Raw genomic sequence first — 24,172 nt, 5'->3', positions numbered from 1 at the left:
GGTGGTCAGGCTTGAAGTTTACAGCTTGAGGCTTGCAGCTGCTACGAAGTGGCCCGACTTGCTGCGAGCGTAATCGACACTGATTCGGCGAATCGCAAGGCGTGGGGCTTGTCGACTTCGACTTCGGCGTACAGCACCGACTCGTTGGCCATGACCAGATCGAGCAATTCCTGGGTCAGGCGTTCGAGCAGGGCGAAGCGGTTGCCTTCCACGTGGGCGATGATTGCCTTGGTGATGGTGCGGTAGTTCAGCGCGTGGTCGATGTCGTTGTCGCGCACTGCCTCCTGGGCGGCATAGAGGATGGTCAGGTTGATCAACACATCCTGCTTGTTGAGGATTTCATCCTCGTTGATGCCGATGAAGGTGCGCAGGCGCAGGTCCTTGACCTTGATGCGTGCCATGGCTGGCTGAAGTTGTGGCATTTACTTGCTCCGTCGAATCAATTGCAGGAACTCCTGGCGCGTGGTGCTGGAGTCGCGAAAGGCGCCGAGCATCACCGAGGTGTTCATGGTCGAGTTCTGTTTTTCGACACCGCGCATCATCATGCACATGTGCTGGGCCTCGATCACCACCGCCACGCCAGCGGCCTGGGTGACCTGCTGCACCGCGTCAGCGATTTGCCGGGTCAGGTTCTCCTGGATCTGCAGGCGGCGGGCGAACATGTCCACCAACCGGGCGATCTTCGACAGCCCCAGGACCTTGCCGGTAGGAATATAAGCCACATGGGCCTTGCCGATGAAGGGCAACAGGTGATGTTCGCACAGGGAATAGAGTTCGATGTCGGCGACGATCACCATTTCATCGCTGTCAGAGGCGAACAGCGCGCCGTTGACGATCTGCTCGACGCTTTGTTCATAGCCATGGCAAAGGTACTGCATGGCCTTGGCGGCACGCATCGGGGTATCGAGCAAACCCTCGCGCTCGGGGTTTTCCCCCAGGCCGATGAGGATCTCGCGGTAGTTCTGGGGCAGGGATAGCGTCATGGTGCATCCTCGAAACAAGGCTATTTGACGTGTCGCCCGCCGTTAACGGTCAGGGTCGTGCCGGTGACATAAGGGTTGTCCAGCAGATAACGCAGGCTCTGGTAGATCACTTCGCTGCCAGGTTCGATACCCAGTGCGGACTTGGCCAGGGCCTTGGCGCGGTAAGCCGCGTCGTCTTCGGGGTTGAACAGTAGCAGGGCCGGGGCGATGCCGTTGACCTTGATCGCCGGGGCGAACTTGGCCGCGAACGACAGGGTCAGGCTTTCCAGGCCGGCCTTGGTGGCGCAATAGGCGATATGTCGGGCGCTGCCCTTGCGGGTCACGTCATCGCTGATATGCACGATATCCGCTGGCGTTGAACGCCGCAGCAACTCGGCGCAATGCAGGTTGATCAGGTAAGGCGCGAGCATGTGCACGCCGAACATGGCGCTGAAGGCCGCTGCTTCGCTGCCGGGCGCCTCGGTCATCCAGGCCGAGGCGTTGTGCACGATGGCCCGCAGCCGGTCGGTGTGCTGCTTGAGTTGTTCGATAAAGGCCTGGATCCCCGTTTCGCTGGAGAAGTCGGCGAACAGTACCACCGCCCCCAGGTCCCGTAACGTTTGCACGCCGGGGCGCTCGGTGCGATAGGTCGCGATCACCGGTTGCCCCTCCTCCAGCAAGCGCCGGGCGCAATGCAGGCCGACGCGCTGGGCTGCACCAGTGATCAGGATCGGAGCGGGGGGGCTGGACATGGGGCGGCTCGGTTCACGGCAAGAGCAAAACTATAACAGCGACGCGGGGCGCGTCCTATGTACAAAGGTCAATCCGGTCGCGACCAGTTGCCCACTGTGGGAGCGAGCTTGCTCGCGATAGCGGTGCGACAGTCAATGAGGATATTGAAGGTCAGGCCGTCATCGCGAGCAAGCTCGCTCCCACAGGGTGACTGTCGAGGCAGGTGGCATCAATGATTGCGTGTAGCCGGCACCGCCCGCTGCGGCGCGCCGTTGAGCCAGTTCGCCAGCAGATGGGTCGACATCGGGATAAACAGGTAGACCATCAGCGGTGTCAGGATGACGGTGCTGATGAGCACGCGGCTCAACAGGCCCAGTTCGCCCAGCAGCGGTCCCAGCAGGAAATTGAACAACAGCGACACGGGAAAGAACGCAAGCCAGATGGCCACGGCCTGTTTCCAGCGTGGGGGACGCTGGCCGACCGAGCCGAACCAGCCATCGATGCCACGCACCCGATGTTCGGAGGGATGGGCAAACAGATCGCTGCCGCGTCCCAGCCAGGCCGTGCGCGAGGCGGAGTGTTCCCAGGCATGCAGCGTCTGCTCGTCGGCAAAACGGAAAATGATCTGGAATTCATCGTCCTGGGGCGGTGGCGCGAGCACGCCGGACCCCAGGTAACCAGGGAAATCGGTGGCCAATTGTTCGCCTTCGCGCAACCAGGCGATCAGATCCTGATAGCGTCCATTGGCGACGCGGCGGGCCACCATCAACGTGACGGGGGAGGTCGACATTATGTATCTCCTTAAGACAGGCGCAACGCTCCGGATAGGAGGTTTGCGGGGGACGCCCCCGGGGTGGTGGGTTGCGTCTGGTCGCCAAAAAACAGGCAAGGATTATTCCTGATGGCGGGTAAAACAACAAAACCGCACTCCTGAATACGTTGTCCTTGTCATGACGTGACTTGAAGGAGAAGATAGGATCCAATTTTCCAGCCGGAATTGTCCGCCAAAATGAGCGTAATCACAGAGGATAGCTTTATTTTCCAGGCATCAGCCTTGAAAAGGGAAGACCTGTTCCCCATTCGCGAAGTCGCGCGCATGACCGGCGTGAATCCTGTGACCCTGCGCGCATGGGAGCGGCGCTACGGTTTGATCCAGCCCACCCGCACCGAAAGCGGGCATCGCCTGTACTCGTTGAGCGATGTCGAGAAGGTTCGCAGCATCCTGGCGTGGATCGAGCGCGGCGTGGCCGTCAGCAAAGTGGGCAAGATCCTGGCCAAGACCGAGGCGGTGCAACCGGTCTCCACGCTGCTTTCATCCGACCTGGTCAAGGCTGATCACGCCCGGTGGCAGCAACAGGTGGCGAACGCGGTTGGCAACTTTGACGATGTGGAATTGGATCGCGTCTACGGGCAGGTCTTTTCCACCTACACCGTGCCGGTCGTCTTCCAGGACATCCTGATGCCGCTTTGGCGACAAATGCTGTATCGCCAGCCAGAATTCGGGCAAATCAGTGAATGGGTGTTTTTCGACGGGTTCCTGCGTTCGCGCATCATCCAGCGGCTTTTGTTCAAGCGCGAAGGCCGGTCGCCGCGGGTCCTGGTCTGCGCCCTGGCCGGCCAGTGCCGTGAGCTGGAATTGCTGGTCACGGCGCTGTTCCTGTCCAGCGCGGACGTGGGCGTCAGGGCGCTGTCGATCGGCGTGCCCTTCAACGAACTGGTCTTGGTGTGCCAGAAGATCCAGCCGCTGGCCTTGGTGCTGGTTTCCAATCATGCGCCGGTCCCGGACTTGCCCAAGCGCCTGGGCAAATTGGCGATGAGCCTGGATTGTCCGTTGATGCTGGCCGGTGAGGCATCCGATCTGGGGCAGGAAAGCCTGGCGGGCTCGTCGATCGGTTGCCTGGGTAACGAAGGTGTAGTGATGCGTCAGCGCCTGCGTCAATTTCTGGCAGGCAACCTCGACACCTAGAGGTGCATGGAGGGATGGGTCAGGCGATGCTGTTGCAGGATGTACTGGCGCAGGCGCTCGGTCTCGTCCTGGTCATTCTGGTTCAGGTGATAGGCCAGCAAACCTCGATCGGTTTCCCGTTCAAAGCCACCACGCAACGAAATTCTTTCGTAGCCTGAGGGGCTGAACCACAAGGCAAACTGCTTCGGTGGCTTGGTCCGGCCGCGGTTTTCCAGCAATACGCCCTTGCAGGACACTTCGTGGACCCAGAGTGGTCCCGGCTGGCCCTTGATATTTTCCAGCGCCACCGGCTCGTCGAGCGTCAGGCGCCACGGGCGTATCTTCGGTCCGTCTTCGTAGATGCTCGGCACACCCAGGCGCAGGTGCATCGCATGGAATTCGTCTTCCACCAGGTGCAATGGAAACGTCATTTGCTGGTTTTCGAAATTGGCTTGCAGGGTGACCTGCTCATTCGCCGCCAGGCGCGTCAACAAGTCACGGATCTGCGACCCACCGTTGACCAGCAAGCTCGACGTGACGTCCCGCTCGTTCAACTGCGGGTTGTGTTGCATGGTCCGGATGAAATCCAGTTCATCCTGCGTCAGGAGGGCATCGCGCTGCATGGTCGACTCTAAATGAGAATTTACATTTTCACTGGTGATTGTAGTGACTGACCATTAATTCGTGGTTTTGTTTGCACCATTCGTCGCTTCAAGCCGGGCAATCGTTTCCCGGGCTTCGGCCAGCTCCTTTTCCAGCTGGGCGACGCGTTGTTGAGCCTTGACCTGGGTCGTGACGTCTTTTTGCACACCGACGAAATAGGTATACCCGTCAGCCTGGTTTTTTACCGTGGACAATGACAGCTCATTCCAGAACGGTGTGCCGTCCTTGCGGTAGTTGCGCAGCACCTCTCGACAGGCGCCGCCCTCCCGCAAGGCTTGGCGAATCGTCTCCAGGGACGGTTGGTCGCGATCACCCGACTGCAGGAACCGGCAATCCTGGTAAAGGATTTCGTCGCGGTCATAGCCGGTCAAGCGTTCGAAAGCCGGGTTTACGTAGATCAGGATATTGTCTTCGCCTTCTTTTTCGGCGATGACAATCCCGTCGTTGGAAGCATTGATGACCAATTGCATCAATTGAGCGTTGATCATTGGAGGAGCCCTTTTGAACATCCGTGTTGAATCGGCATTTTAGAAGAAATCGCAAGGCTGTCTACTGGCCATTACTGCCGTTGAGAGCCATTCGCAGCCTTGTGGGTGCAACTGTTACTATCCCGGCTCTTTTTTCAGGATCAGGATCAGATTGATGAAAGTCGCCATTCTTTCCGGCTCAGTGTATGGCACCGCCGAAGAAGTCGCCCGGCACGCCGCCAAACTGCTTCGCGACGCGGGCTTCGACGCCTGGCACGACCCTCGTGCGACCCTGGCGGATGTCCAGGCATTCGCGCCAGAAGCCTTGCTGGCGGTGACCTCTACGACCGGCATGGGCGAGCTGCCAGACAGTCTGATGCCGTTGTATTCGACCATCCGCAATCAATTGCCAGGGTTCTTTCGCGGCTTGCCTGGCGCGGTGATTGGCCTGGGCGACGCCAGCTACGGGGATACCTTCTGCGCCGGTGGCGAGCAGATGCGCGAACTGTTCGCCGAACTGGGCGTTCGCGAGCTGCTGCCGATGCTGCGTCTGGATGCCAGCGAAAGCGTCACGCCGGAAACTGACGCCGAGCCATGGCTGGCTGAGTTGATCGAGACGTTGCGGCTTTGAAGCGGATGCGCTGACTCGTTTGGCCAGTAAGCTGGCTGCCAATGCAACTACCGCCTCTGGAAGACCTGACTAGACTGAATTTTCTTGTGTTCGACGTTTTGATGACAAGACTCCTATAACAAGAAACCAGAGGTAAGAACCGTGAGCGTAGCGCCCGTCCAAACGACACTCAGTATCAAGGAACAGGTCAGTGCGGCCGAATGGCAAACCCGGGTGGACCTTGCCGCCTGTTATCGGCTTGTCGCGCTGCATGGCTGGGATGATCTGATCTTCACCCATATTTCAGCGAAGGTCCCTGGCACCGAGGATTTTTTGATCAACCCGTTCGGGTTGATGTTCCATGAAGTCACCGCTTCGAGCCTGGTCAAGGTTGACCAGGCCGGCAACAAGTTGATGGACAGCCCCTACGAGATCAATCCGGCCGGGTACACCATCCACAGCGCGGTGCATGAGGTGCGCCATGATGTGGCTTGTGTGCTGCATACTCACACCGCCGCCGGTGTCGCGGTATCGGCGCAGAAGCAAGGCGTGTTGCCGATCAGCCAGCAAGCACTGTTCGTGCTGTCGAGCCTGGCCTATCACGCTTACGAGGGGGTGGCTTTGAACCACGAAGAAAAGGCACGCCTGCAGGCCGACCTGGGCGAAAGCAATTTCCTGATGCTGCACAACCATGGCTTGCTGACATGCGGCGGCACCGTCGCCGATACCTTCCTGATGATGTTCACCTTTCAACGAGCCTGTGACATCCAGGTCCTGGCTCAGAACGGTGGGGCTGAATTGATTGCCATCGAGCCGCAGATTCTGGCCGGCGCCCGCGCCATGATCGCCGGAGTGACCAAAAGCGCCCAAGGCATGGGCGGCGCGTTGGCCTGGCCGGCGTTGCTGCGTAAGCTCGATCAACAAGACACCGGGTACAGAAGCTGATGGCCTTGGCCCAGATCCCCCTGCGTATTTGGCGCCAGCGCAGCCAGACTTTCCTGTTCCGTGGCCACGCCATCCGTTATTGGGTGGCGGGCCAGGGCGAGCCGCTGCTGTTGATCCATGGTTTTCCCACCGCCAGTTGGGATTGGCATTACCTGTGGCAACCCTTGGCGCAACGCTACCGGGTGATCGCGTGCGACATGCTCGGTTTCGGCGATTCCGCCAAACCGATGGATCACGTCTACAGCCTGCTGGAGCAAGCCGATCTGCAACAGGCCTTGCTGGCGCACCTGAATGTGAAGGGGGCGGTGCATGTGCTGGCCCACGATTACGGTGACAGCGTGGCCCAGGAACTGCTCGCTCGGCATTACGAAGCACGCATCCACCTTGAGAGTTGTGTCTTTCTCAATGGCGGCCTGTTCCCCGAAACCCACCGCCCGGTATGGGCCCAGAAACTCTTGTTGAGCCCCCTGGGCTGGCTGCTGGGGCGGATGTTCTCCCGGGAAAGCCTGGCCTGCAACTTTCGGCAGATTTTCGGCCCCAGGACCGGCCCTACCGAAAGCGAACTGGATGACTTCTGGAGCCTGGTGGCGGCTCATCACGGTCCGCGGATCATGCACAAACTCATCGGCTATATTCCCGAACGTCGTGTGCAGCGTGATCGCTGGGTACTGGCGATGCAGCGCGGCGAAGTGCCATTGCGGGTGATCGACGGCGCAGTCGATCCGATTTCCGGTGAACACATGGTGGCGCGCTACGAGGCCCTGATCCCGAACCCGGACACGGTGTTGTTGCCCGACATCGGTCATTACCCGCACACCGAGGCACCGGTGCAGGTGCTCAAGCATTACCTGGCGTTTCGCGAAGCCATCGCCGCGCCGCGCAGACAAATGGCCTGTACCTGACGACTTGGCATTGAGAAGCGAACCTGTGTGGGAGCGGGCTTGCTCGCGAAGGCGCCAGCACAGCCAACATCCATTCTGACTGGAAGACCGCTTTCGCGAGCAAGCCCGCTCCCACAGCTTTCGGGCGTTTACAAGATTGCGTTCCACTGCAAATCCCTTGTGGGAGCGAGCTTGCTCGCGATAGCGGTCCTCCTGCCAGCCGGAAAGTCGAATGCGCCGCCGTGGCTTGGGCCTGCATCATCCCCCCGCCTTATCGGCCACCATTCACTGGCAATCGTGTTGATTGTGACCGGCCGACGGGTGCCGGACACTCGTGGTCATTGTCCTATCCGCCTGCTGGAGTTCTGCCATGAGTGAGTCTGTGCGCTTCGAAGATAAAGTCGTGATCGTCACGGGAGCCGGCGGTGGCCTGGGACGCGCCCATGCGTTGCTGTTCGCCAGACAAGGCGCGAAAGTGCTGGTCAACGATCTTGGCGGCTCGGCGCAAGGGGAAGGGGCCAATGCCTCGGCAGCGGATCGGGTGGTCGCCGAAATCCGCGAGGCAGGCGGCATCGCCGAGGCCAACCACGACTCGGTCACCGATGGCGACAAGCTGGTACAAAACGCGCTCGATGCGTTTGGTCGCGTCGATGTGGTGGTCAACAATGCCGGGATCCTGCGGGACAAGACATTCCACAAAATGGACGACGCCGATTGGGACCTGGTCTACCGCGTCCACGTCGAGGGTGCCTACAAGGTGACCCGGGCCGCATGGCCGCACCTGCGTGAGCAAAACTACGGGCGGGTGATCTTCACCGCGTCCACCTCGGGCATCTACGGCAACTTCGGCCAGTCCAACTACGGCATGGCCAAGCTCGGCCTTTATGGCTTGACGCGAACCCTGGCCATCGAAGGCCGCAAGAACAACATCCTGGTCAATGCCATCGCCCCCACTGGCGGCACCCGCATGACCGAAGGCCTGATCCCGCCGCAGGTGTTCGAACAACTCAAGCCCGAACTCGTCAGCCCGCTGGTGGTGTACCTGGCCAGTGAGGCCTGCCAGGAAACCTCCGGCTTGTTCGAAGTGGGCGGCGGCTGGATGGGCAAGGTGCGCTGGGAACGCAGCCTGGGTGCGGGCTTCGACCCGCGCAAAGGGTTTTCGCCGGAAGACGTCGCCGCCCATTGGCAGCAGATCTGCGACTTCGAGGATGCGGTGCACCCGAACGACAACCTTGAAGCGTTGAAGGAAATGATGGCGAATCTGCAACGCCACGCTATCTAAATCCCACCGCCCGGGCCGGTTGCCGCCAGGCGCGGCAAGCGTGCTCATGGACAATATTGTTCACCCGGGTCGCCAGGCTCGCGGTGGTCTCGAGGGCACAGAGCTATCCCGCATGGCTCAGCATCCAGGCAAAGCGCGCGGCGGGGATTTCCTACTGCAACGTAGGAACAAGACGTTTTAACTAGGAAATAACCGCACATAAAAAAGGCCGCTGCAAAAAGCAGCGGCCTAAGCGTGACGTTGCAAAGGAGCTACAAACCAACGTCGATAAACACGGGATGATGGACTGATGCGCCAATCCATCCGAATGACGGTGCGCCAGGCGGGAAGGATGCCGTGGCGACTTGCGCCTGCAGGCCCGTTGCCCTGCAAGCCCGGCCAGCATAGAGATCGAGCCCGACGGGAAACAGCCCGGATCCGGACATGCACCGTTGCAGGGCGCGTAACAGTCGCAGATGGGGCAGGAATATGCGTGGCGCTGATGGCCCATCATCCAGTCCGTTCATGGGGCGCGCAAACGCCCGTCCCGCAGGGGCTGTAATCCTTTTGAGGTACAGCGCGAATACCTCCTTGGTGCGCTTATCGCCCATGGCGTGCGGCAGTAGGGTGAAGCCTCTGTCACTCACCGGGGAAGACGCATGACAACAATAACAATGCGCGCCATCTTCAAACCGCAGGCGCTGGCCGTCGCGGTGGCCTTGGGTTGCTCTGCCCAGGCGCAGGCCGTTTCATTCAACATTGGCGAGATCGAGGGTCAGTTCGATTCGTCGCTGTCCGTGGGCGCGAGCTGGGGCATGCGCGACGCGGACAAAGACCTGGTCGGCACGGTCAACGGCGGGCGGGGCCAATCCTCCACCGGTGATGACGGACGGCTGAATTTCAAGAAAGGCGAGACCTTTTCCAAAATCTTCAAGGGACTGCACGACCTTGAGCTCAAGTACGGCGATACCGGTGTGTTCGTGCGTGGCAAGTACTGGTACGACTTCGAGCTCAAGGATGAGGGCCGCGAGTTCAAGGACATCAGCGACAGCAATCGCAAGGAAGGCGCCAAGTCCTCAGGGGCACAGATTCTCGATGCCTTCGTCTATCACAACTATTCCATCGCCGATTTGCCAGGCACCGTGCGCGCCGGCAAGCAGGTGGTCAGTTGAGGGGAAAGCACCTTCATCGGCAACTCCATCAACAGCATCAACCCGGTGGACGTGTCCGCGTTCCGTCGCCCCGGTGCGGAGATCAAGGAAGGCCTGATCCCGGTGAACATGCTGTTCGCCTCCCAGGGCCTGACCGACAAGCTCACCATCGAAGGTTTCTACCAGTTGGAGTGGGATCAGACCGTGGTGGATAACTGCGGCACGTTCTTCGGCAACGACGTGGTGGCCGATGGTTGCACCAGTGGCTACACCGTGGGCAGCCCGGCGATTGCGCCGTTCGTGCCCTTGACCCGGGCATTCGGCCAGGAGATCCAGGTGTCCAGGGAAGGGGTGATCATTCCCCGTGGCGGCGACCGCGACGCCCGCGACTCCGGCCAGTGGGGCACGGCGTTGCGCTGGCTCGGCGATGACACCGAGTACGGCCTGTACTTCATGAACTACCACAGCCGTACGCCTACCGTCGGAACCACCACGGCGGGGCTTTCGACGCTGGCGGCGTTGCCGGGAATGGTCGCGATCGCCAACGGCCTGGCCCCTGGCAGTGGTGCGGGTCTGGCGCAAAGCGTGATGCTGGGCCGTGGTGGGTACTACCTTGAATACCCGGAAGACATCCGCCTGTACGGCGCCAGTTTCTCCACGACGTTGCCCACCGGCACCGCCTGGACCGGGGAAATCAGCTACCGTCCCAACGCGCCGGTGCAGGTCAATACCAACGACCTGACCCTGGCCCTGGTCAACCCGATTGCCGGTGGCGCGGCATCGCCTATCGCGACCGCACCGGGTGCCGACAACACCGGTTACCGGCGCAAGGAAGTGACCCAGGTCCAGAGCACCCTGACGCACTTCTTCGATCAGGTGCTGGGGGCTGATCGCCTGACCGTGGTTGGCGAAGCGGCGGTGGTGCACGTCGGTGGCCTGGAGTCCAAGGACAAGCTGCGTTATGGCCGTGACTCGGTCTATGGCCAATACGGCTTCCAGGGCGACACCGATGGTTTCGTCACCTCGACGTCCTGGGGCTATCGCGCCCGGGCGATCCTCGATTACTCCAACGTGATCGGCGGGGTGAACTTCAAGCCCAACGTGTCCTGGTCCCACGACGTGGCCGGCTATGGCCCCAACGGTCTGTTCAACGAAGGCGCCAAGGCCATCAGCGTTGGTGTTGATACCGATTACCGCAACACCTACACCGCCAGCTTGAGCTACACCGACTTTTTTGGCGGCGATTACAACGTTCTCGAAGACCGCGATTTCCTCGCGTTGAGCTTCGGCGTGAACTTCTGATCTGGCTGACAAGGAAAACCCAATGCGCAAGATGATCCTGCAATGCGGTGCCCTGGCCTTGAGCCTGCTGGCGGCGAACGTGATGGCGGCGGTTTCGCCGGAGGAAGCGAACAAACTGGGCACCAGTCTCACCCCCATCGGTGCGGAAAAGGCGGGTAACGCCGATGGCTCGATCCCGGCCTGGACCGGCGGCATTGCGAAAAACGCCGGGGCCGTGGACAGCAAGGGCTTTTTGGCCGACCCGTTCGCCAATGAAAAACCGTTGTTCACCATCACCGCCGCGACAGTGGACAAGTACAAGGACAAGCTGTCCGAAGGGCAGGTGGCGATGTTCAAGCGCTACCCGGAGACCTACAAGATCCCGGTCTACCCGACCCATCGCAGCGTCGCGTTGCCGCCGGAAATCTACGAGTCGGCCAAGCGCAGTGCGCTCAACGTGACGTCCATCAACGACGGTAACGGCTTGTCCAACTTCACCGGCAATCGCTACTACGCCTTCCCGATCCCCAAGAACGGCGTGGAAGTCATATGGAACCACATCACCCGTTATCACGGTGGCAACCTGCGACGCATCATTACTCAGGCCACGCCACAGACCAATGGCAGTTTCACGCCGATCCGCTTCGAAGAAGAAATCGCCGTGCCGTTCCTGATCAAGGATGCCGACCCGGAAAAGGCCAGTAACGTGCTGACCTATTTCAAGCAGGAGGTCACCGCCCCGGCACGCCTGGCCGGTAATGTGCTGTTGGTGCACGAAACCCTGGACCAAGTGAAGGAGCCACGCCTGGCCTGGATCTACAACGCCGGCCAGCGCCGTGTGCGTCGTGCCCCGCAAGTGGCCTACGATGGCCCGGGCACCGCCGCCGACGGGTTGCGCACCTCCGACAACTTCGACCTGTTTTCCGGCGCGCCGGACCGCTACGACTGGAAACTGATCGGCAAGAAGGAAATGTACATCCCGTACAACAGCTACAAGCTCGACTCGCCCAGCCTCAAGTACGACGACGTGATCAAGGCCGGCCACATCAACCAGGACCTGACCCGCTATGAACTGCACCGGGTCTGGGAAGTGGTCGGGACGGTCAAGCCCAGCGAGCGGCACATCTACGCCAAACGCCACATGTACTTCGACGAGGACAGCTGGCAGGCCGCGCTGGTGGACCACTACGACGGTCGCGGTCAACTGTGGCGGGTGGCTGAAGGTCATGCCCAGTTCTACTACGACCATCAGAACCCGGGCTACACCCTGGAGGCGCTCTACGACATCATCGCCGGCCGCTACATCGCGCTGGGGATGAAGAACGAAGAGAAACACAGCTACGAGTACGGCTTCGAAGCCCGGGCAGCCGACTACACGCCCGCGGCGTTGCGTTCGACCGGGGTTCGATAACCCTTCGGACGGACACCGCATCTGTGGCGAGGGAGCTTGCTCCCGCTGGGGCGCGCAGCGGCCCTGAAACCAGACGGCTCGATGTATCAGGTTCATTGAGTGGACCGTTTTGGGGCTGCTGCGCAACCCAGCGGGAGCAAGCTCCCTCGCCACGGGACCGAGTCTGATTTGAACCCGACATGACGACCGGCAGCAAACCTGCCGGTCGTTTTTTTATGGGCGCCAATCAGCGCGCTGAATACTTCTCCAAAGGTCGGCGACACAGGACTAGGGTGGTGAGATAACAATAAACAGGATCACCCACATGACCGCCATGACCCCGTGTCCGGACCGTCCAGGATTGCTGCCTCGCCTGTCCTCGACACATCTGCCGCGGCGGTCCCTGAGCGAGCCGCTGCTGGCTTCGGAGGCGCGGGTCAAACTGCTCTGCGCACCGGCGGGCAGCGGCAAGAGTGCGTTGTTCGCCGAGTGCTTCCTGCAGGCTCCCAGCGACTGTCGGCTGCATTGGTTGCCCTTGGGGGGCGCGGCGTTGAGCGCGGTGCAAATGTGCGAGCGCTTGGCGCAGACCCTCGGGCTGCCGGTGCTGGATGAAACGGGTTTGTTGGCCCACTTGGCGCGTTTGCAAACACCCGCCTGGTTATTCCTGGACGACTATTGCCGGGTGCCGAACCCCGAGCTGGACCAACTGCTCGACCGTTTGTTGAACACCAGCAGCCCGGCATTGCACCTGTGGTTGAATGGCCGCCGCCGCCCCCACTGCAACTGGCCGCGACTGTTGCTCGATGACGAACTGCACGAGTTTGACCCGCAAGCGTTGTTCTTCACCCCTGATGATATCCAGCCACTGCTTCGCCATCTGCCCGGCCCCCAGGCTGCCCGCACGGCTCGCGAGGTGATTCAGCGCAATGGTGGCTGGTGTGCCGGGGTGCGCATCACCCTGCTCGAGCGTTGCGAATGGGCGCGTAGTCATGCGACACCGGGGCGGCCGGGGACCTTGCTCGACTACCTGGAGTACGAACTGTTCAGCACGCTGACCCCGGACCTGGCACAGGCCTGGCGCGTGCTGGCGCATCTGCCGCGGTTCAATGCACGGCTGTGCGAGCATTTGTTCGGCGACACGGTGGGCGCCCAATGCCTGCCGTTGTTACTGGAGTTGGGGTGCTTCATCGAGCCGTGGGAGCAGACCTCGGATTGGTTGCAAATCTTCCCGGCCCTGGCCCGGTTGGTGCGTGAAGAGCCCTGGTCCCAGGGGCGCTCCTGGCACCGCCGGGCCTGCCAGTGGTTTGCCGCCGAGCAGGACTGGCAAATGGCGTTCGAGCAAGCCATGTTGGCCGAGGAGTTCGAGACCGCCGTCAGTTTCTTGCAGCATTTGAATTTCGAGCACGTCTTGCAGCGCCGTAACGTGGTGCTGTTGCTGAGCTTGCACGATCAACAAGGCGAGGCGCTGACCCTTGATACGCCGCAGTCGGTGGGGCTGGTCACCGCTGCGCTGCTGTTCGCCGGACGCTTCGATGAGGCGTCGACGTGCATCGAGCAACTGGCCAGGTTCCTGCCGCAACCTTCGGCCTGTCGGCAGCGACAGGTGCTGGCAAGGTGGCTGGTCTTGCGCGGCTGGTTGCTGCACCTCTCGGGCGATGGCGAACCGGCGCGCGAACATTTCCTCCAGGCCCAGGCCAGCCTGGAGCCCGAGGCCTGGTCCCAACGGGTGCTGTGCCTGGGTGGGCTGACGCAGCAGGCGCTGCTGGCTGGCGAACTGGCCTCGGCGCAATGGATCAACCGCCAGGCGTTATGCCTGGCGCGTGCGCAGGGTTCGCTGGTCTTTGAAGGATTGCTGGAACTGGACCACGCCCAGGTCCTGGAGCAACGCGGCGCGCCGCATCGGGCCGATCATTTGCTGGCCGCCGTCCAGGCACTGCTGGATAAACCAGGTCAGGACTTTTCAGCGTTGTTGGGACGGATTGCCTTGCGGCGCGGGCGCCTGGCGTTGCGCATGGGGTTTGAGGAACGGGCCGCCGAGCACTTTCAAACGGGCTTGGAAACGGGCCTGCACAGCCAGGACAAACAGGTGCTCTATGGCTTTCTCGGCAAGGCCTGCCTGGCTGCCAACCAGGGCGACTACGGCGAGGCCTTCATGCACCTGCGCGATGCCGAGCGGATCATGCAGCAGCGGCACATCCCCGACACCGTTTATCGTGGCGTGTTGTTGCAAACCAGCTGCCAGTTCTGGTTGCAACAGGGGCGGGCGGAACTGGCCCATGAAGCCTTGACCCGCGTCTTGCGGCATTTTCGCGGACCCCAGGCCAAGCACGCGCCTCCCGCGACCCTGGAGCTGATTGCGCGACTTGAATACCTGCTGGTGCTGGCCGAGGTCTACTTGCAGCGGGCACAGGCGCCACAGGCGCGCCTGCAGGCCATGATCGCCCAGGCGCAGCACGCTGAAATGCACAGTTTGGAAACCGAACTGCACCTGGTGCTGACCGAGGTCGTCTGGTTGTCCGGCGATCGTGCCCAGGCCCGGTCACTGCTGCAAGAGGGGCTCAAGCGAGTCGCGTGCTGGCGGGCCCAGCAAGCGTTGTGCGAACTGCGCTTGCGCCAGCCCGAGTTGTTGCGCTGGGGGCAATCGGCAGAACAGGCCGAGTCGCCCGTCATCGCCGAGGAGACGTTGCTCAGTCATCGCGAGCTGGAGGTCCTGGAGCTGATTGCCCAAGGGCATTCAAACCAACAGATTGCCGAACAGTTGTTCATCTCGTTGCATACGGTGAAAACCCATGCGCGTCGCATCCACAGCAAGTTGGGTGTACAGCGACGTACCCAGGCGGTGGCAAAAGCCAAGGGCATGGGGGTGATGGGTTAGCTGCAATGATTCGAAACTTCACGCACGCTTACACTTGCCTTTTTTACAGTCGGGCGCTGGCCTGTGTATAACGGCCTGGCTGAAGTTCAAGTCTCAAGTTGCCGCTTCAGTTGACCGGATGCCATGTTGCTGCATCAGGCGCACCCCCCATAACGGCTCGAACAGGAAGTTCGAGCTTATCAAATGACAAGGATGTTTTATGAATACCCCGTTGTTTTCTTCTCACTCCGAAAGACTTCAAGCACTGAAAAACACGCGCGTGGATTTTGCCGTGCAGGTGCTATTGGATCATTACCTGGAGCCATTGGACGTCAACCCATTCACCGCCTATGTGAATACGTTGATGGACTTCCCCAAGCTCGAAACAGCAACTTCTCGAACGTTGTTCGAGGAAACGCTGGCCTGGGTTGAAAAGCAAAGCCTGCCCACCTATACGCAAGGTATCAGTAATGTGTTTAACAGGCGTTATTCCTTTGCTGCCGAAGATCGGCTAAAGACGCTGGACTTGATCGCATTTGAAAAAATCGTCATAGACGTCGTTGCAAGTTTGATGGAGCAACCTGCAATCGATTTATCCCCGCGTTCCCTCAGGCCATTGGCCGCCGAGGATGTGCACGGAGCCTTGAAAGTGCATGCGCCCAACATCTATCCAGAGGGTGTGTACGTGACCAGTTTTATTGACCATGGCCCCGGCAGGCGCATGGTGTTGTCTTCCGAGAGGCTGGTTGAGTATCTACTGGGCCATTTCAAGAACGACGTGATTCCCTTCCATTCGAAGGGCAGCCAGCAAGGCATTTATACCGTTGGCTTCAGCGGCGAAGAGCGCCACCTCCATCCGCAACTGATCACCCCGCATCTCAATGATCTAGTGATCAGGATTGTCCCGGATTTCCTGGGCTGATCCTGGACCGGCCTCATACCCCATCCGCCAACTCACGGCCCGGGTCGCCGCCAACAGTCGTTGCGCCGCCGGGCCGTTTTCGTCGGCGTGGAACAGCGAGGTCGGGCCGACGATGGTCATCACGGCCTTGACCTCGCCGACCGCATTGAAGACCGGGGCGGACAAGGCGTCCACACCCGGCATCAGCAAGCCATGCACATGGTGCAGGCCACGGCTGCGAATCTGCTCGCACAGGCTGGCATAGGCGCGATCATCGGCCAGGGCGTGGTGCTCGGTGCCTTGCACTTCCTGCTCGCGCAGGCCGATCGTCTCGCGCGCTGGCAGATAAGCGCTGAACACCAGCCCCGTGGACGAACTGAGCAGCGGCAACACCGAGCCCAGTTGCGTCACCACGGTCACGGCCCGCACGGCGGGTTCGATACGCACCACGGTCGCGCCATGGTTGCCCCACACCGCCAGGAAGCAGGTTTCGTTCAAGTCATCGCGCAACTCGGCCAGGGGCAGGGCGGCCACTTGCAGCACATCCATGCCGTTCAACGCGGCCAGGCCCACGCGCAGGGCTTCGCGGCCCAGGCCGTAGTGGTTGGTGGCGGCGTTCTGCTCGGCGAACCCGCTGGCGATCAAGGCCTGCAAGTAGCGGTGGACCTTGCTCGCCGGCATCTGCACGTGCTCGGCCAGGCGCGACAGTGACGTGGAGGGGGAGAGTTCGGCCAGGGCCTTGAGAATGTCGGTGCCGACTTCGGCCGAGCGGACTTTCTGTTTACCGTTGCTGAGCGGGGTTTCCATGGAGGCGCAGGGTCCAGAGGCGAATGGGCGTCTTTATAGCTTGACGGTCGTCGTCGAGCAAATTACGTTATGCGTAATTGAGTTACGATAAAAATAACCCGGTGCGCCTCAGCCACTCCGTTGAGTGACAGGCCGCAGTCCCAGGAGGCTCCATGAACCTCGATTCCGTAGCGTCGGACCTGGCTTACCAGTCAGGCCTTGGCAACGAATTTGCCAGCGAGGCCTTGCCCGGCGCCTTGCCCATCGGCCAGAACTCCCCGCAGAAAGCCCCGTACGGTCTCTACGCCGAGTTGTTCTCTGGCACGGCGTTCACCATGGCCCGCAGCGAAGCGCGGCGTACCTGGATGTATCGCATCCGGCCGTCGGCCAATCACCCGGCCTTCACCAGGCTCGAACGGCAATTGGCGGGTGGCCCGCTGGGTGAGGTCACGCCCAATCGCCTGCGCTGGAACCCGCTGGACATTCCCGCCGAGCCCACCGATTTCCTCGACGGGCTGGTGTGCATGGCGGCCAATGCCTGCGCGGACAAGCCCGCCGGCGTCAGCCTTTATCACTACCGGGCCAACCGCTCCATGGAGCGGGTGTTTTTCAATGCCGACGGTGAGTGGTTGATCGTGCCGCAACTGGGCCGGCTGCGGATCGCCACCGAACTGGGCGTACTGGAACTGGCGCCGCTGGAAATCGCCGTGCTGCCCCGGGGCCTGAAATTTCGCGTTGAACTGCTCGACCCGCAGGCCCGGGGTTACCTCGCCGAAAACCATGGCGCGCCGCTGCGCCTGCCGGACCTGGGGCCCATCGGCAGCAACGGCCTGGCGAACCCGCGGGACTTCCTGACGCCGGTCGCTCATTACGAGAACCTCGCGCAACCGATCACCCTGGTGCAGAAATTCCTCGGTGAGTTGTGGGGCTGCGAGCTGGATCATTCGCCTCTTGACGTGGTGGCCTGGCACGGCAACAACGTGCCGTACAAATATGACCTGCGCCGCTTCAACACGATTGGCACGGTCAGCTTCGATCACCCGGATCCGTCGATTTTCACCGTGCTGACCTCGCCCACCAGCGTCCACGGCTTGGCCAATCTCGACTTCGTGATTTTCCCGCCCCGCTGGATGGTGGCGGAAAACACCTTCCGTCCGCCGTGGTTCCACCGCAACCTGATGAACGAATTCATGGGCCTGATCCAGGGCGCCTACGATGCCAAGGCCGAAGGTTTCCTGCCAGGCGGTACGTCCCTGCACAGTTGCATGAGCGCCCACGGCCCGGACGGCGAGACCTGTACCAAGGCGATCAACGCTGATCTTCAGCCGGCGAAAATCGACAACACCATGGCCTTCATGTTCGAGACCAGCCAGGTCTTGCGCCCAAGCCGTTTCGCCCTGGACTGTCCGCAACTGCAAACCGACTACGATGCTTGTTGGGCCTCGCTGCCTGTCACGTTCGACCCGACCCGGAGATAACCATGACTCAAAGTTCCCCTGCCCGTAGCTGGGTCGCCAGTGCCAACGGCCACGCCGACTTCCCGTTGCAGAACCTGCCATTGGGTGTCTTCAGCGTCGATGGCGGTGCCTTGCGCTGCGGCGTGGCGATTGGCGAGCGGATTTTCGATCTGCAAGTGGCGCTGCAAGCGGGCTTGTTTGATGGCGCGGCGCAACAAGCCGTCGAAGCCATGGCCGGCGGCCAGTTGAATGGGTTTTTCGACCTGGGCCGCAGCGCCCGGGTTGCCCTGCGTGAACGACTGCTGGAACTGTTGCGCGAAGACAGTCCGTTGCGCGACAAGGTCGAAGCGCTGGAGGCGAAGTTGCTGCTCCTCGCCGCCGACTGCCAGATGCACCTGCCGGCCAGGATCAACGACTACACCGATTTCTACGTGGGTATCGAACATGCGCAGAATATCGGCAAGCTGTTTCGCCCCGACAATCCATTGCTGCCCAACTACAAATACGTGCCCATCGCTTACCACGGTCGCGCTTCGACCATTCGCCCGTCCGGCACCGACGTGCGCCGTCCCAAGGGCCAGACCCTGCCGGCCGGCCAGACCGAGCCGACCTTCGGCCCGTGTGCGCGACTGGATTATGAGCTGGAACTGGGCATCTGGATCGGCAAGGGCAATGCGCTGGGCGAACCGATCCCCATTGGCGATGCCGCCGAGCACATCGGCGGGTTCTGCCTGCTCAACGACTGGTCGGCCCGGGATATCCAGGCCTGGGAATACCAGCCCCTGGGGCCGTTTCTGTCGAAGAGTTTCCTGACCAGCATTTCACCGTGGGTGGTGACGGCCGAGGCCCTGGAACCGTTCCGCGGCCCGCAACCGGCGCGTCCGCAAGGCGATCCGCAACCGCTGCCGTACCTGTTGGACACACGTGACCAGGCCGACGGTGCTTTCGACATCGAGCTGGAAGTCCTGTTGCTGACCGAGGCCATGGTCGAGCAGAACCTGCCGGCCCAGCGCCTGGCGCTGAGCAACACCCGCTACATGTATTGGACCGTGGCGCAAATGGTCGCGCACCACAGCGTCAACGGCTGCCAGTTGCAGGCCGGCGACCTGTTTGGCTCGGGCACCTTGTCGGGGCCTGAAAACCATCAATTCGGCAGCCTGCTGGAAATCACCGAAGGCGGCAAGAAACCGATCGAACTGGCGTCTGGCGAAGTGCGTCGATTCCTCGAGGACGGTGACGAAATCATCTTGCGGGCCCGTTGCCGCCGCGAGGGGTTCGCCTCCATCGGTTTTGGCGAGTGCCAGGGCAAGATCCTGCCGGCGCGTTGAGGGGAGGCATGGAACTCTATACCTACTACCGCTCCACCTCGTCCTATCGGGTGCGCATTGCGTTGGCGCTCAAGGGCCTGGATTACCAGGCCTTGCCCGTCAACCTGATCGCCGCGCCCGGGGGTGAGCATCGCCAGCCGGCCTACCTGGCGATCAACCCCCAGGGCCGGGTGCCGGCGTTGCGTACCGATGAGGGCGCGTTGCTGGTGCAATCGTTGGCCATCATCGAATACCTGGAGGAGCGTTATCCCCAGGTGCCGCTGCTCAGCGCCGACCTGGCGGTGCGCGCCCACGAGCGTGGTGTCGCCGCATTGATCGGTTGCGACATTCATCCCCTGCACAACGTCAGCGTGCTCAACCAACTGCGGCAGTGGGGCCACGATGAAGCGCAGGTGACGCAGTGGATCGGGCATTGGATCAGCCAGGGCCTGGCGGCGGTGGAGCAGTTGATTGGCGATGAGGGTTATTGCTTCGGTACCGAGCCGGGTTTGGCGGATGTGTTCTTGATCCCGCAGTTGTACGCCGCCGAGCGGTTCAATGTGTCTTTGCAAGCGTATCCACGGATTCGTCAGGTCGCGGCATTGGCGGCTGGGCATCCGGCGTTCCAGCAGGCGCATCCGGCGAAGCAGCCGGATACTCCGGCTTGATATTGATGTAGGCCGTTTCATCGCTATCGCGAGCAAGCTCGCTCCCACAGTTGACCGAATCAAATGTGGGAGCGAGCTTGCTCGCGATAGCGATTCAAAAAGTAACCTGAATCTGCATGCCTGCCACCGCTCAATGCACCACCGAATTCGGCGGCAAATGCCCCAGCCGCTCCGTCAGCCGGATTCGCTGGATCGGATCGTCGCTGAGCATCAGGGCATGCTCCAGGTCGAAGCGTTCGGCGTTGGGGCAGTCGAGGCGCTGATACAGGCTGGCGCGGGCCAGGTAATCGGCGGCGCTGGCATTGCCCAGTTCCAGCACTCGTTCGGCGTCGATCAGGGCCGCGATGTAATCGTCGTTGGCCAGATGCAGTTGGCGCAGGTTGCGCGACAGGCGTTGGAGCATCTGCATCGGCTCGGCGTTGACCAGGTGCTCCGCCTTGAGCAGCATGTTCGCGCCGTATTGGCGCTGTAGCAGTTCCCGGCAGTCATTAGGGTACAACCGGCGCCCACCGCACGGGTCGAGCAGGTGATCGGCACCGGGCACCTTCAACAAGAAATGCCCGGGGAAATTGACACCGACCATCGGAATTTCCAGGCCACGGGCCAGTTCCAGGGCAATCAGCCCGAGAGCCAGGGGTTGCCCACGCTTGCGGGCCAGGACTTGGTCCAGCAACGCCGCATGTGGTCGCAGGGGGGTGAAGTCGTCTTGGGCGAAACCCAGGTCATTGAGCCGTCGCAACAGGGGCTGGCCCAGTTCGCTGACAGGCAGCATCGGCAGGCCATGGCTGACCCGCTGTTGCAGCTCCTTGAAATCCTTCAGCAAGGTCGGGACGTCGACGTCGCGATCATGTTCGGCAGCGATCCACAACGCCGCTTCGAACAGCGCCGGTGGTGAGCGGTGCAGACAGTCAAAAAAGGCTTGGCGCGGTTTCATCGAACTCTCCGGGCTATGCTCCCGTTTTAGCCCTGCCATGGATTTTCGTCCAGTCTCGAACAGCCACCGTCACAGGTTATGCCGAAAAAGACTGATCACCCTGACGACTTATTCCGGCGTGCTCCAGCAATTTTCGACTGCACGCCTATACTGGCGAAACAAACAAAAGTGATTCGGGAGCCTTACGATGTTTGCTCTCATGCAAAGCTCCCGCCTTGAATCGCTGCACCTAAGCGTAGACCCGACGACCGGGTTGAAGGCGGTGATTGCTATTCATTGCAGCCGTCCCGGGCCTGCCCTGGGGGGCTGTCGTTATCTTGCCTACCCCGACGACGAAAGTGCCGTGGCAGACGCCGTGCGCCTGGCCCAAGGCATGAGCTACAAGGCGGCGCTGGCTGGCTTGCCCGTGGGCGGCGGGGTCGCGGTGATCATGCGTCCGGCCCATGTCGAGAGTCGGGCGGCGCTGTTCGAAGCCTTTGGTCGTTGTATCGAGCAATTGGACGGGCGCTACATCACGGCCATCGACAGCGGCACGTCGGTGGCCGACATGGATTGCATCGCCCAGCAGACCCGCCATGTCACCAGCACCACGGCCTCGGGAGACCCCGCGCCCCACGCGGCCATGGGCGTTTTTGCCGGCATCCGTGCCACCGCCATGGCCCGCCTGGGCAGCGATAACCTCGAAAGCCTGCGGGTGGCGATCCAAGGCCTGGGCAATGTCGGTTATGCCCTGGCCGAACAACTGCACGCGGCGGGTGCCGAACTGCTGGTCAGTGACATTGACCCTGGCAAGGTGCAACTGGCCATGGAGCAACTGGGCGCCCATCCGATCGCCAATGACGCCCTGCTCAGCACCCCCTGCGACATCCTCGCCCCCTGCGGCCTGGGCGGGGTGCTCAACAGCCACAGCGTGGCGCAACTGCGCTGCTCGGCCGTTGCCGGCTCGGCCCACAATCAGTTGAGTAGCCTGCAGGTGGCCGACCAGTTGGAGAGGCGCGGGATTCTTTATGCGCCGGACTATGTGATCAACTCCGGTGGGCTGATCTATGTCGCGCTGAAGCATCGCGGCGAAGAACTGTCGACGATCACCGCACATTTGTCGAAGATCGGCGCCCGGCTCACGGAAGTCTTCGCCCACGCCCAGGCGGAGAAGCGCTCACCGGCCCGGGTGGCTGATGAGTTGGCGGAGCGCCTGCTGTATCGCTGAAAATCCAATGGTGGGAGCGAGCTTGCTCGCGATGGCGACCGTGCATTCAACGTCTTCATCGACTGTCACACCGCTATCGCGAGCAAGCTCGCTCCCACAGTTGTGCTCGCCTTTATTCCTTGCGTCAGGCGTGCTGCCCCTATCCGGCCATTACTTCAGCAGATAACCGGAAAGCATTCACACAAGCGCATCACCCGGTGTCGGGTGTTATCCAGGTGTACGGCGTTATTGGGTTGTTCCAGCAGGTCGGCAATCAGATCCGCGTCGTTATTACTAAAAAGATCGCAGCCTTCGGCAGCACCTACACGGTTGTTCCGTGTGGGAGCTGCCGAAGGCTGCGATCTTTTTTGGGTTACTCGTCCGACGGGTTGAGCAGTTCGGACAAGGCGTCCGGCTGGCTCTTGAATGCCTTGGCGAACACATCGCGATTCTTCGCCATGTAGATCCCGGCTTCTTCCACCTGTTGCTCGCTCAGCGATGGAACGGCTTTTTGCAAAACCTCGGCCAGCAATTCGGCGAGCTCCAGCATTTTGTCATGACGGTCAGCTTCGGCTTTATCCATGAACAAGCGCTCCAGATCTCGGCTGCTGCGGTATACCACTTCGACGGCCATTCACCACCTCATATGCCTTCACATTGGTTTGTCTTTGCGACCACTGTATTTATATACAGGAAAAAGGATAAGCGAATCCTGTTGCTTTGGATAGTGGCTTTTTAATGTAGACCGATTTCGGCATGTGAGCGCCAAGCGTGTGGGGGCAAAGCTTGTGTGGGAGCAAAGCTTGCTCGCGATTAAGCCTGCATGAAGCTCCCAAAAGTGCCGGATACCAGCCTATCGCCATCTCACCCTCAGTCACTGGCCTTTTTTCTGCATGCAGAACAACCGTCACGTCCAACCCGCATCATCCGGTCGAGCCGACCTAAGGAAACTACATCGTGAAAATAAACTGGGCCGAGAACCTGCGCCAGAACGTCCATCAACTGGCCGAGTCCCTGGGAAACCTGTTCGTCGAGACCTTCCATTACCTGGCGCTGTTCGCCATTGGTGCGGTGACCGCGTGGGCGGCGGTGATGGAGTTCTTGCAGATGATCGAGGCGGGGCACATCAAGATCGACGACATCCTGCTGCTGTTCATCTACCTGGAATTGGGGGCGATGGTCGGGATCTACTTCAAGACCAACCATATGCCGGTACGGTTTCTGATCTACGTGGCGATCACCGCGCTGACGCGGTTGCTGATTTCCAACGTTTCCCACCACAGCCCGCCCGACCTGGGGATCATCTACCTGTGCGGTGGCATCCTGCTGCTGGCGTTTTCGATCCTGGTGGTGCGCTACGCTTCGTCGCAGTTCCCTTCGGTGAAGATCGAGCACCCGCACCGCAAGGTCGGCGCGGGTTCCAGCGAACATGCCGAAGTGGAAAAGGGTGAGATTTAAAGGCCGGCGGCAGAAGGTGCCGAACCCTGTGCATGCGGTGGTGGCAGCTTGATGTTGTCGCCGCCTGTCATGGCTTCGAGGATGGCCACGGCGCTGTGGCCCTGCTCGATGGCGATGCCGAACTGAATGCTTTGCACCAGGCGCTTGAGCCGCTCCGGGTCATTGCGTTGCTGGGCGCTGATCATGCGTTTGGCGACGATGCGCCCGCTCTTGGACAGGGTCAGCATGATGCTGCCATCCAGGCCCTGGATACTCAGGTTGATTTGATAGTGCGGCGCAAAAGCGTCGGTAATGATCTGAAAAGGGTTGTCCATGATGCGTCACCGCCTGATT

At 61.2% G+C, this 24,172-nt stretch carries 23 protein-coding genes and 1 pseudogene; 14 read left to right on the top strand and 10 right to left on the bottom strand.

Annotated features, from left to right (window positions below):
- Positions 1 to 41: 41 nt before the first annotated feature.
- The 4 genes from folX to BM321_RS02860 form a co-directional block, all read right to left on the bottom strand.
- Complete coding sequence (gene folX / locus BM321_RS02875; RefSeq protein WP_025211888.1) at positions 42 to 422, bottom strand: dihydroneopterin triphosphate 2'-epimerase; 381 nt, start codon at positions 420 to 422, stop codon at positions 42 to 44.
- On the bottom strand, positions 423 to 983 hold the full coding sequence (gene folE / locus BM321_RS02870) for a GTP cyclohydrolase I FolE (RefSeq protein ID WP_092329426.1): 561 nt from the start codon (positions 981 to 983) through the stop codon (positions 423 to 425).
- Between the two features lie 20 nt (positions 984 to 1,003).
- Positions 1,004 to 1,714: a dihydromonapterin reductase gene (gene folM, locus BM321_RS02865; RefSeq protein WP_092441440.1), complete on the bottom strand. Its 711-nt coding sequence runs from the start codon at positions 1,712 to 1,714 to the stop codon at positions 1,004 to 1,006.
- A 209-nt stretch (positions 1,715 to 1,923) separates the two neighbouring features.
- The gene (locus tag BM321_RS02860; RefSeq protein WP_092441439.1) at positions 1,924 to 2,484 is read right to left on the bottom strand and encodes an antibiotic biosynthesis monooxygenase; all 561 of its coding nucleotides are present in this window, start codon (positions 2,482 to 2,484) and stop codon (positions 1,924 to 1,926) included.
- A 219-nt stretch (positions 2,485 to 2,703) separates the two neighbouring features.
- Here BM321_RS02860 and BM321_RS02855 point away from each other — a divergent pair, with 219 nt between their 5' ends.
- Positions 2,704 to 3,660 (top strand): MerR family transcriptional regulator, encoded by a 957-nt coding sequence (locus BM321_RS02855; RefSeq protein WP_092329527.1) that lies wholly within the window; start codon positions 2,704 to 2,706, stop codon positions 3,658 to 3,660.
- Here the strand turns inward: BM321_RS02855 and BM321_RS02850 are convergent.
- A complete protein-coding gene (locus BM321_RS02850) occupies positions 3,657 to 4,262 on the bottom strand; it encodes a hypothetical protein (protein WP_092329435.1) in 606 nt (201 codons plus the stop codon). The two genes, BM321_RS02855 and BM321_RS02850, sit on opposite strands and share 4 nt — an antisense overlap.
- Before the next feature lie 54 nt (positions 4,263 to 4,316).
- Positions 4,317 to 4,790 (bottom strand): PAS domain-containing protein, encoded by a 474-nt coding sequence (locus BM321_RS02845; protein WP_092329438.1) that lies wholly within the window; start codon positions 4,788 to 4,790, stop codon positions 4,317 to 4,319.
- Between the two features lie 154 nt (positions 4,791 to 4,944).
- Here BM321_RS02845 and BM321_RS02840 point away from each other — a divergent pair, with 154 nt between their 5' ends.
- From BM321_RS02840 to BM321_RS02805, 8 genes and pseudogenes are all read left to right on the top strand, one after another.
- On the top strand, positions 4,945 to 5,400 hold the full coding sequence (locus BM321_RS02840) for a flavodoxin (protein WP_092441438.1): 456 nt from the start codon (positions 4,945 to 4,947) through the stop codon (positions 5,398 to 5,400).
- Between the two features lie 141 nt (positions 5,401 to 5,541).
- Entirely contained in the window at positions 5,542 to 6,324 is a 783-nt protein-coding gene (locus BM321_RS02835) for a class II aldolase/adducin family protein (protein ID WP_092329444.1), read from the top strand.
- Positions 6,324 to 7,226 carry an alpha/beta fold hydrolase gene (locus tag BM321_RS02830; RefSeq protein WP_092329446.1) on the top strand — a complete coding sequence of 301 codons (903 nt, stop codon included), beginning with the start codon at positions 6,324 to 6,326 and terminating at the stop codon, positions 7,224 to 7,226. The genes BM321_RS02835 and BM321_RS02830 overlap by 1 nt, the downstream gene beginning before the upstream one ends.
- 349 nt (positions 7,227 to 7,575) lie before the next feature.
- Positions 7,576 to 8,487, top strand: a complete 912-nt coding sequence (locus BM321_RS02825) for an SDR family oxidoreductase (protein WP_092202585.1) — start codon at positions 7,576 to 7,578, stop codon at positions 8,485 to 8,487.
- Positions 8,488 to 9,125: 638 nt separating this feature from the next.
- Positions 9,126 to 10,919 (top strand): annotated as a pseudogene (locus BM321_RS02820) (DUF1302 domain-containing protein).
- 22 nt (positions 10,920 to 10,941) lie between these two features.
- The gene (locus BM321_RS02815) at positions 10,942 to 12,309 is read left to right on the top strand and encodes a DUF1329 domain-containing protein (protein WP_092441437.1); all 1,368 of its coding nucleotides are present in this window, start codon (positions 10,942 to 10,944) and stop codon (positions 12,307 to 12,309) included.
- A 304-nt stretch (positions 12,310 to 12,613) separates the two neighbouring features.
- Positions 12,614 to 15,163, top strand: coding sequence for a helix-turn-helix transcriptional regulator (locus BM321_RS02810; RefSeq protein WP_092441436.1), 2,550 nt, complete (start codon positions 12,614 to 12,616; stop codon positions 15,161 to 15,163).
- Between the two features lie 199 nt (positions 15,164 to 15,362).
- Positions 15,363 to 16,064: a hypothetical protein gene (locus BM321_RS02805; protein ID WP_092441435.1), complete on the top strand. Its 702-nt coding sequence runs from the start codon at positions 15,363 to 15,365 to the stop codon at positions 16,062 to 16,064.
- Here BM321_RS02805 and BM321_RS02800 read toward each other — a convergent pair.
- The gene (locus BM321_RS02800) at positions 16,029 to 16,850 is read right to left on the bottom strand and encodes an IclR family transcriptional regulator (protein WP_092166121.1); all 822 of its coding nucleotides are present in this window, start codon (positions 16,848 to 16,850) and stop codon (positions 16,029 to 16,031) included. The two genes, BM321_RS02805 and BM321_RS02800, sit on opposite strands and share 36 nt — an antisense overlap.
- A 152-nt stretch (positions 16,851 to 17,002) precedes the next feature.
- Here BM321_RS02800 and hmgA point away from each other — a divergent pair, with 152 nt between their 5' ends.
- From hmgA to maiA, 3 genes are read left to right on the top strand one after another with little or no spacing between them, the layout of a single operon-like run.
- Positions 17,003 to 18,307 (top strand): homogentisate 1,2-dioxygenase, encoded by a 1,305-nt coding sequence (hmgA, locus tag BM321_RS02795; protein WP_092441434.1) that lies wholly within the window; start codon positions 17,003 to 17,005, stop codon positions 18,305 to 18,307.
- Positions 18,308 to 18,309: 2 nt separating this feature from the next.
- A complete protein-coding gene (gene fahA, locus BM321_RS02790) occupies positions 18,310 to 19,614 on the top strand; it encodes a fumarylacetoacetase (protein WP_092441433.1) in 1,305 nt (434 codons plus the stop codon).
- An 8-nt stretch (positions 19,615 to 19,622) separates the two neighbouring features.
- Positions 19,623 to 20,261: a maleylacetoacetate isomerase gene (maiA, locus tag BM321_RS02785; RefSeq protein WP_092441432.1), complete on the top strand. Its 639-nt coding sequence runs from the start codon at positions 19,623 to 19,625 to the stop codon at positions 20,259 to 20,261.
- Between the two features lie 130 nt (positions 20,262 to 20,391).
- Here maiA and BM321_RS02780 read toward each other — a convergent pair whose 3' ends face one another.
- Positions 20,392 to 21,195, bottom strand: a complete 804-nt coding sequence (locus BM321_RS02780; RefSeq protein WP_092202603.1) for a SirB1 family protein — start codon at positions 21,193 to 21,195, stop codon at positions 20,392 to 20,394.
- A 187-nt stretch (positions 21,196 to 21,382) separates the two neighbouring features.
- On the opposite strand from BM321_RS02780, the gene BM321_RS02775 reads away from it, so the two are divergent.
- Positions 21,383 to 22,402, top strand: coding sequence for a Glu/Leu/Phe/Val dehydrogenase family protein (locus tag BM321_RS02775; protein ID WP_060740711.1), 1,020 nt, complete (start codon positions 21,383 to 21,385; stop codon positions 22,400 to 22,402).
- Positions 22,403 to 22,754: 352 nt separating this feature from the next.
- Here the strand turns inward: BM321_RS02775 and BM321_RS02770 are convergent, their stop codons facing one another.
- Positions 22,755 to 23,015 carry a YebG family protein gene (locus BM321_RS02770; RefSeq protein WP_003205410.1) on the bottom strand — a complete coding sequence of 87 codons (261 nt, stop codon included), beginning with the start codon at positions 23,013 to 23,015 and terminating at the stop codon, positions 22,755 to 22,757.
- Positions 23,016 to 23,338: 323 nt separating this feature from the next.
- Here BM321_RS02770 and BM321_RS02765 point away from each other — a divergent pair, with 323 nt between their 5' ends.
- Entirely contained in the window at positions 23,339 to 23,839 is a 501-nt protein-coding gene (locus BM321_RS02765; RefSeq protein WP_047699631.1) for a phosphate-starvation-inducible protein PsiE, read from the top strand.
- Here the strand turns inward: BM321_RS02765 and BM321_RS02760 are convergent.
- A complete protein-coding gene (locus BM321_RS02760) occupies positions 23,836 to 24,153 on the bottom strand; it encodes a DUF3509 domain-containing protein (RefSeq protein WP_092329469.1) in 318 nt (105 codons plus the stop codon). The two genes, BM321_RS02765 and BM321_RS02760, sit on opposite strands and share 4 nt — an antisense overlap.
- Positions 24,154 to 24,172: the final 19 nt, after the last annotated feature.

The sequence above is a fragment of the Pseudomonas sp. NFIX10 genome, from assembly GCF_900111955.1.
GTDB lineage: Bacteria > Pseudomonadota > Gammaproteobacteria > Pseudomonadales > Pseudomonadaceae > Aquipseudomonas > Aquipseudomonas fluorescens_AA.
This window is presented reverse-complemented; position numbering and strand designations above follow the sequence as displayed.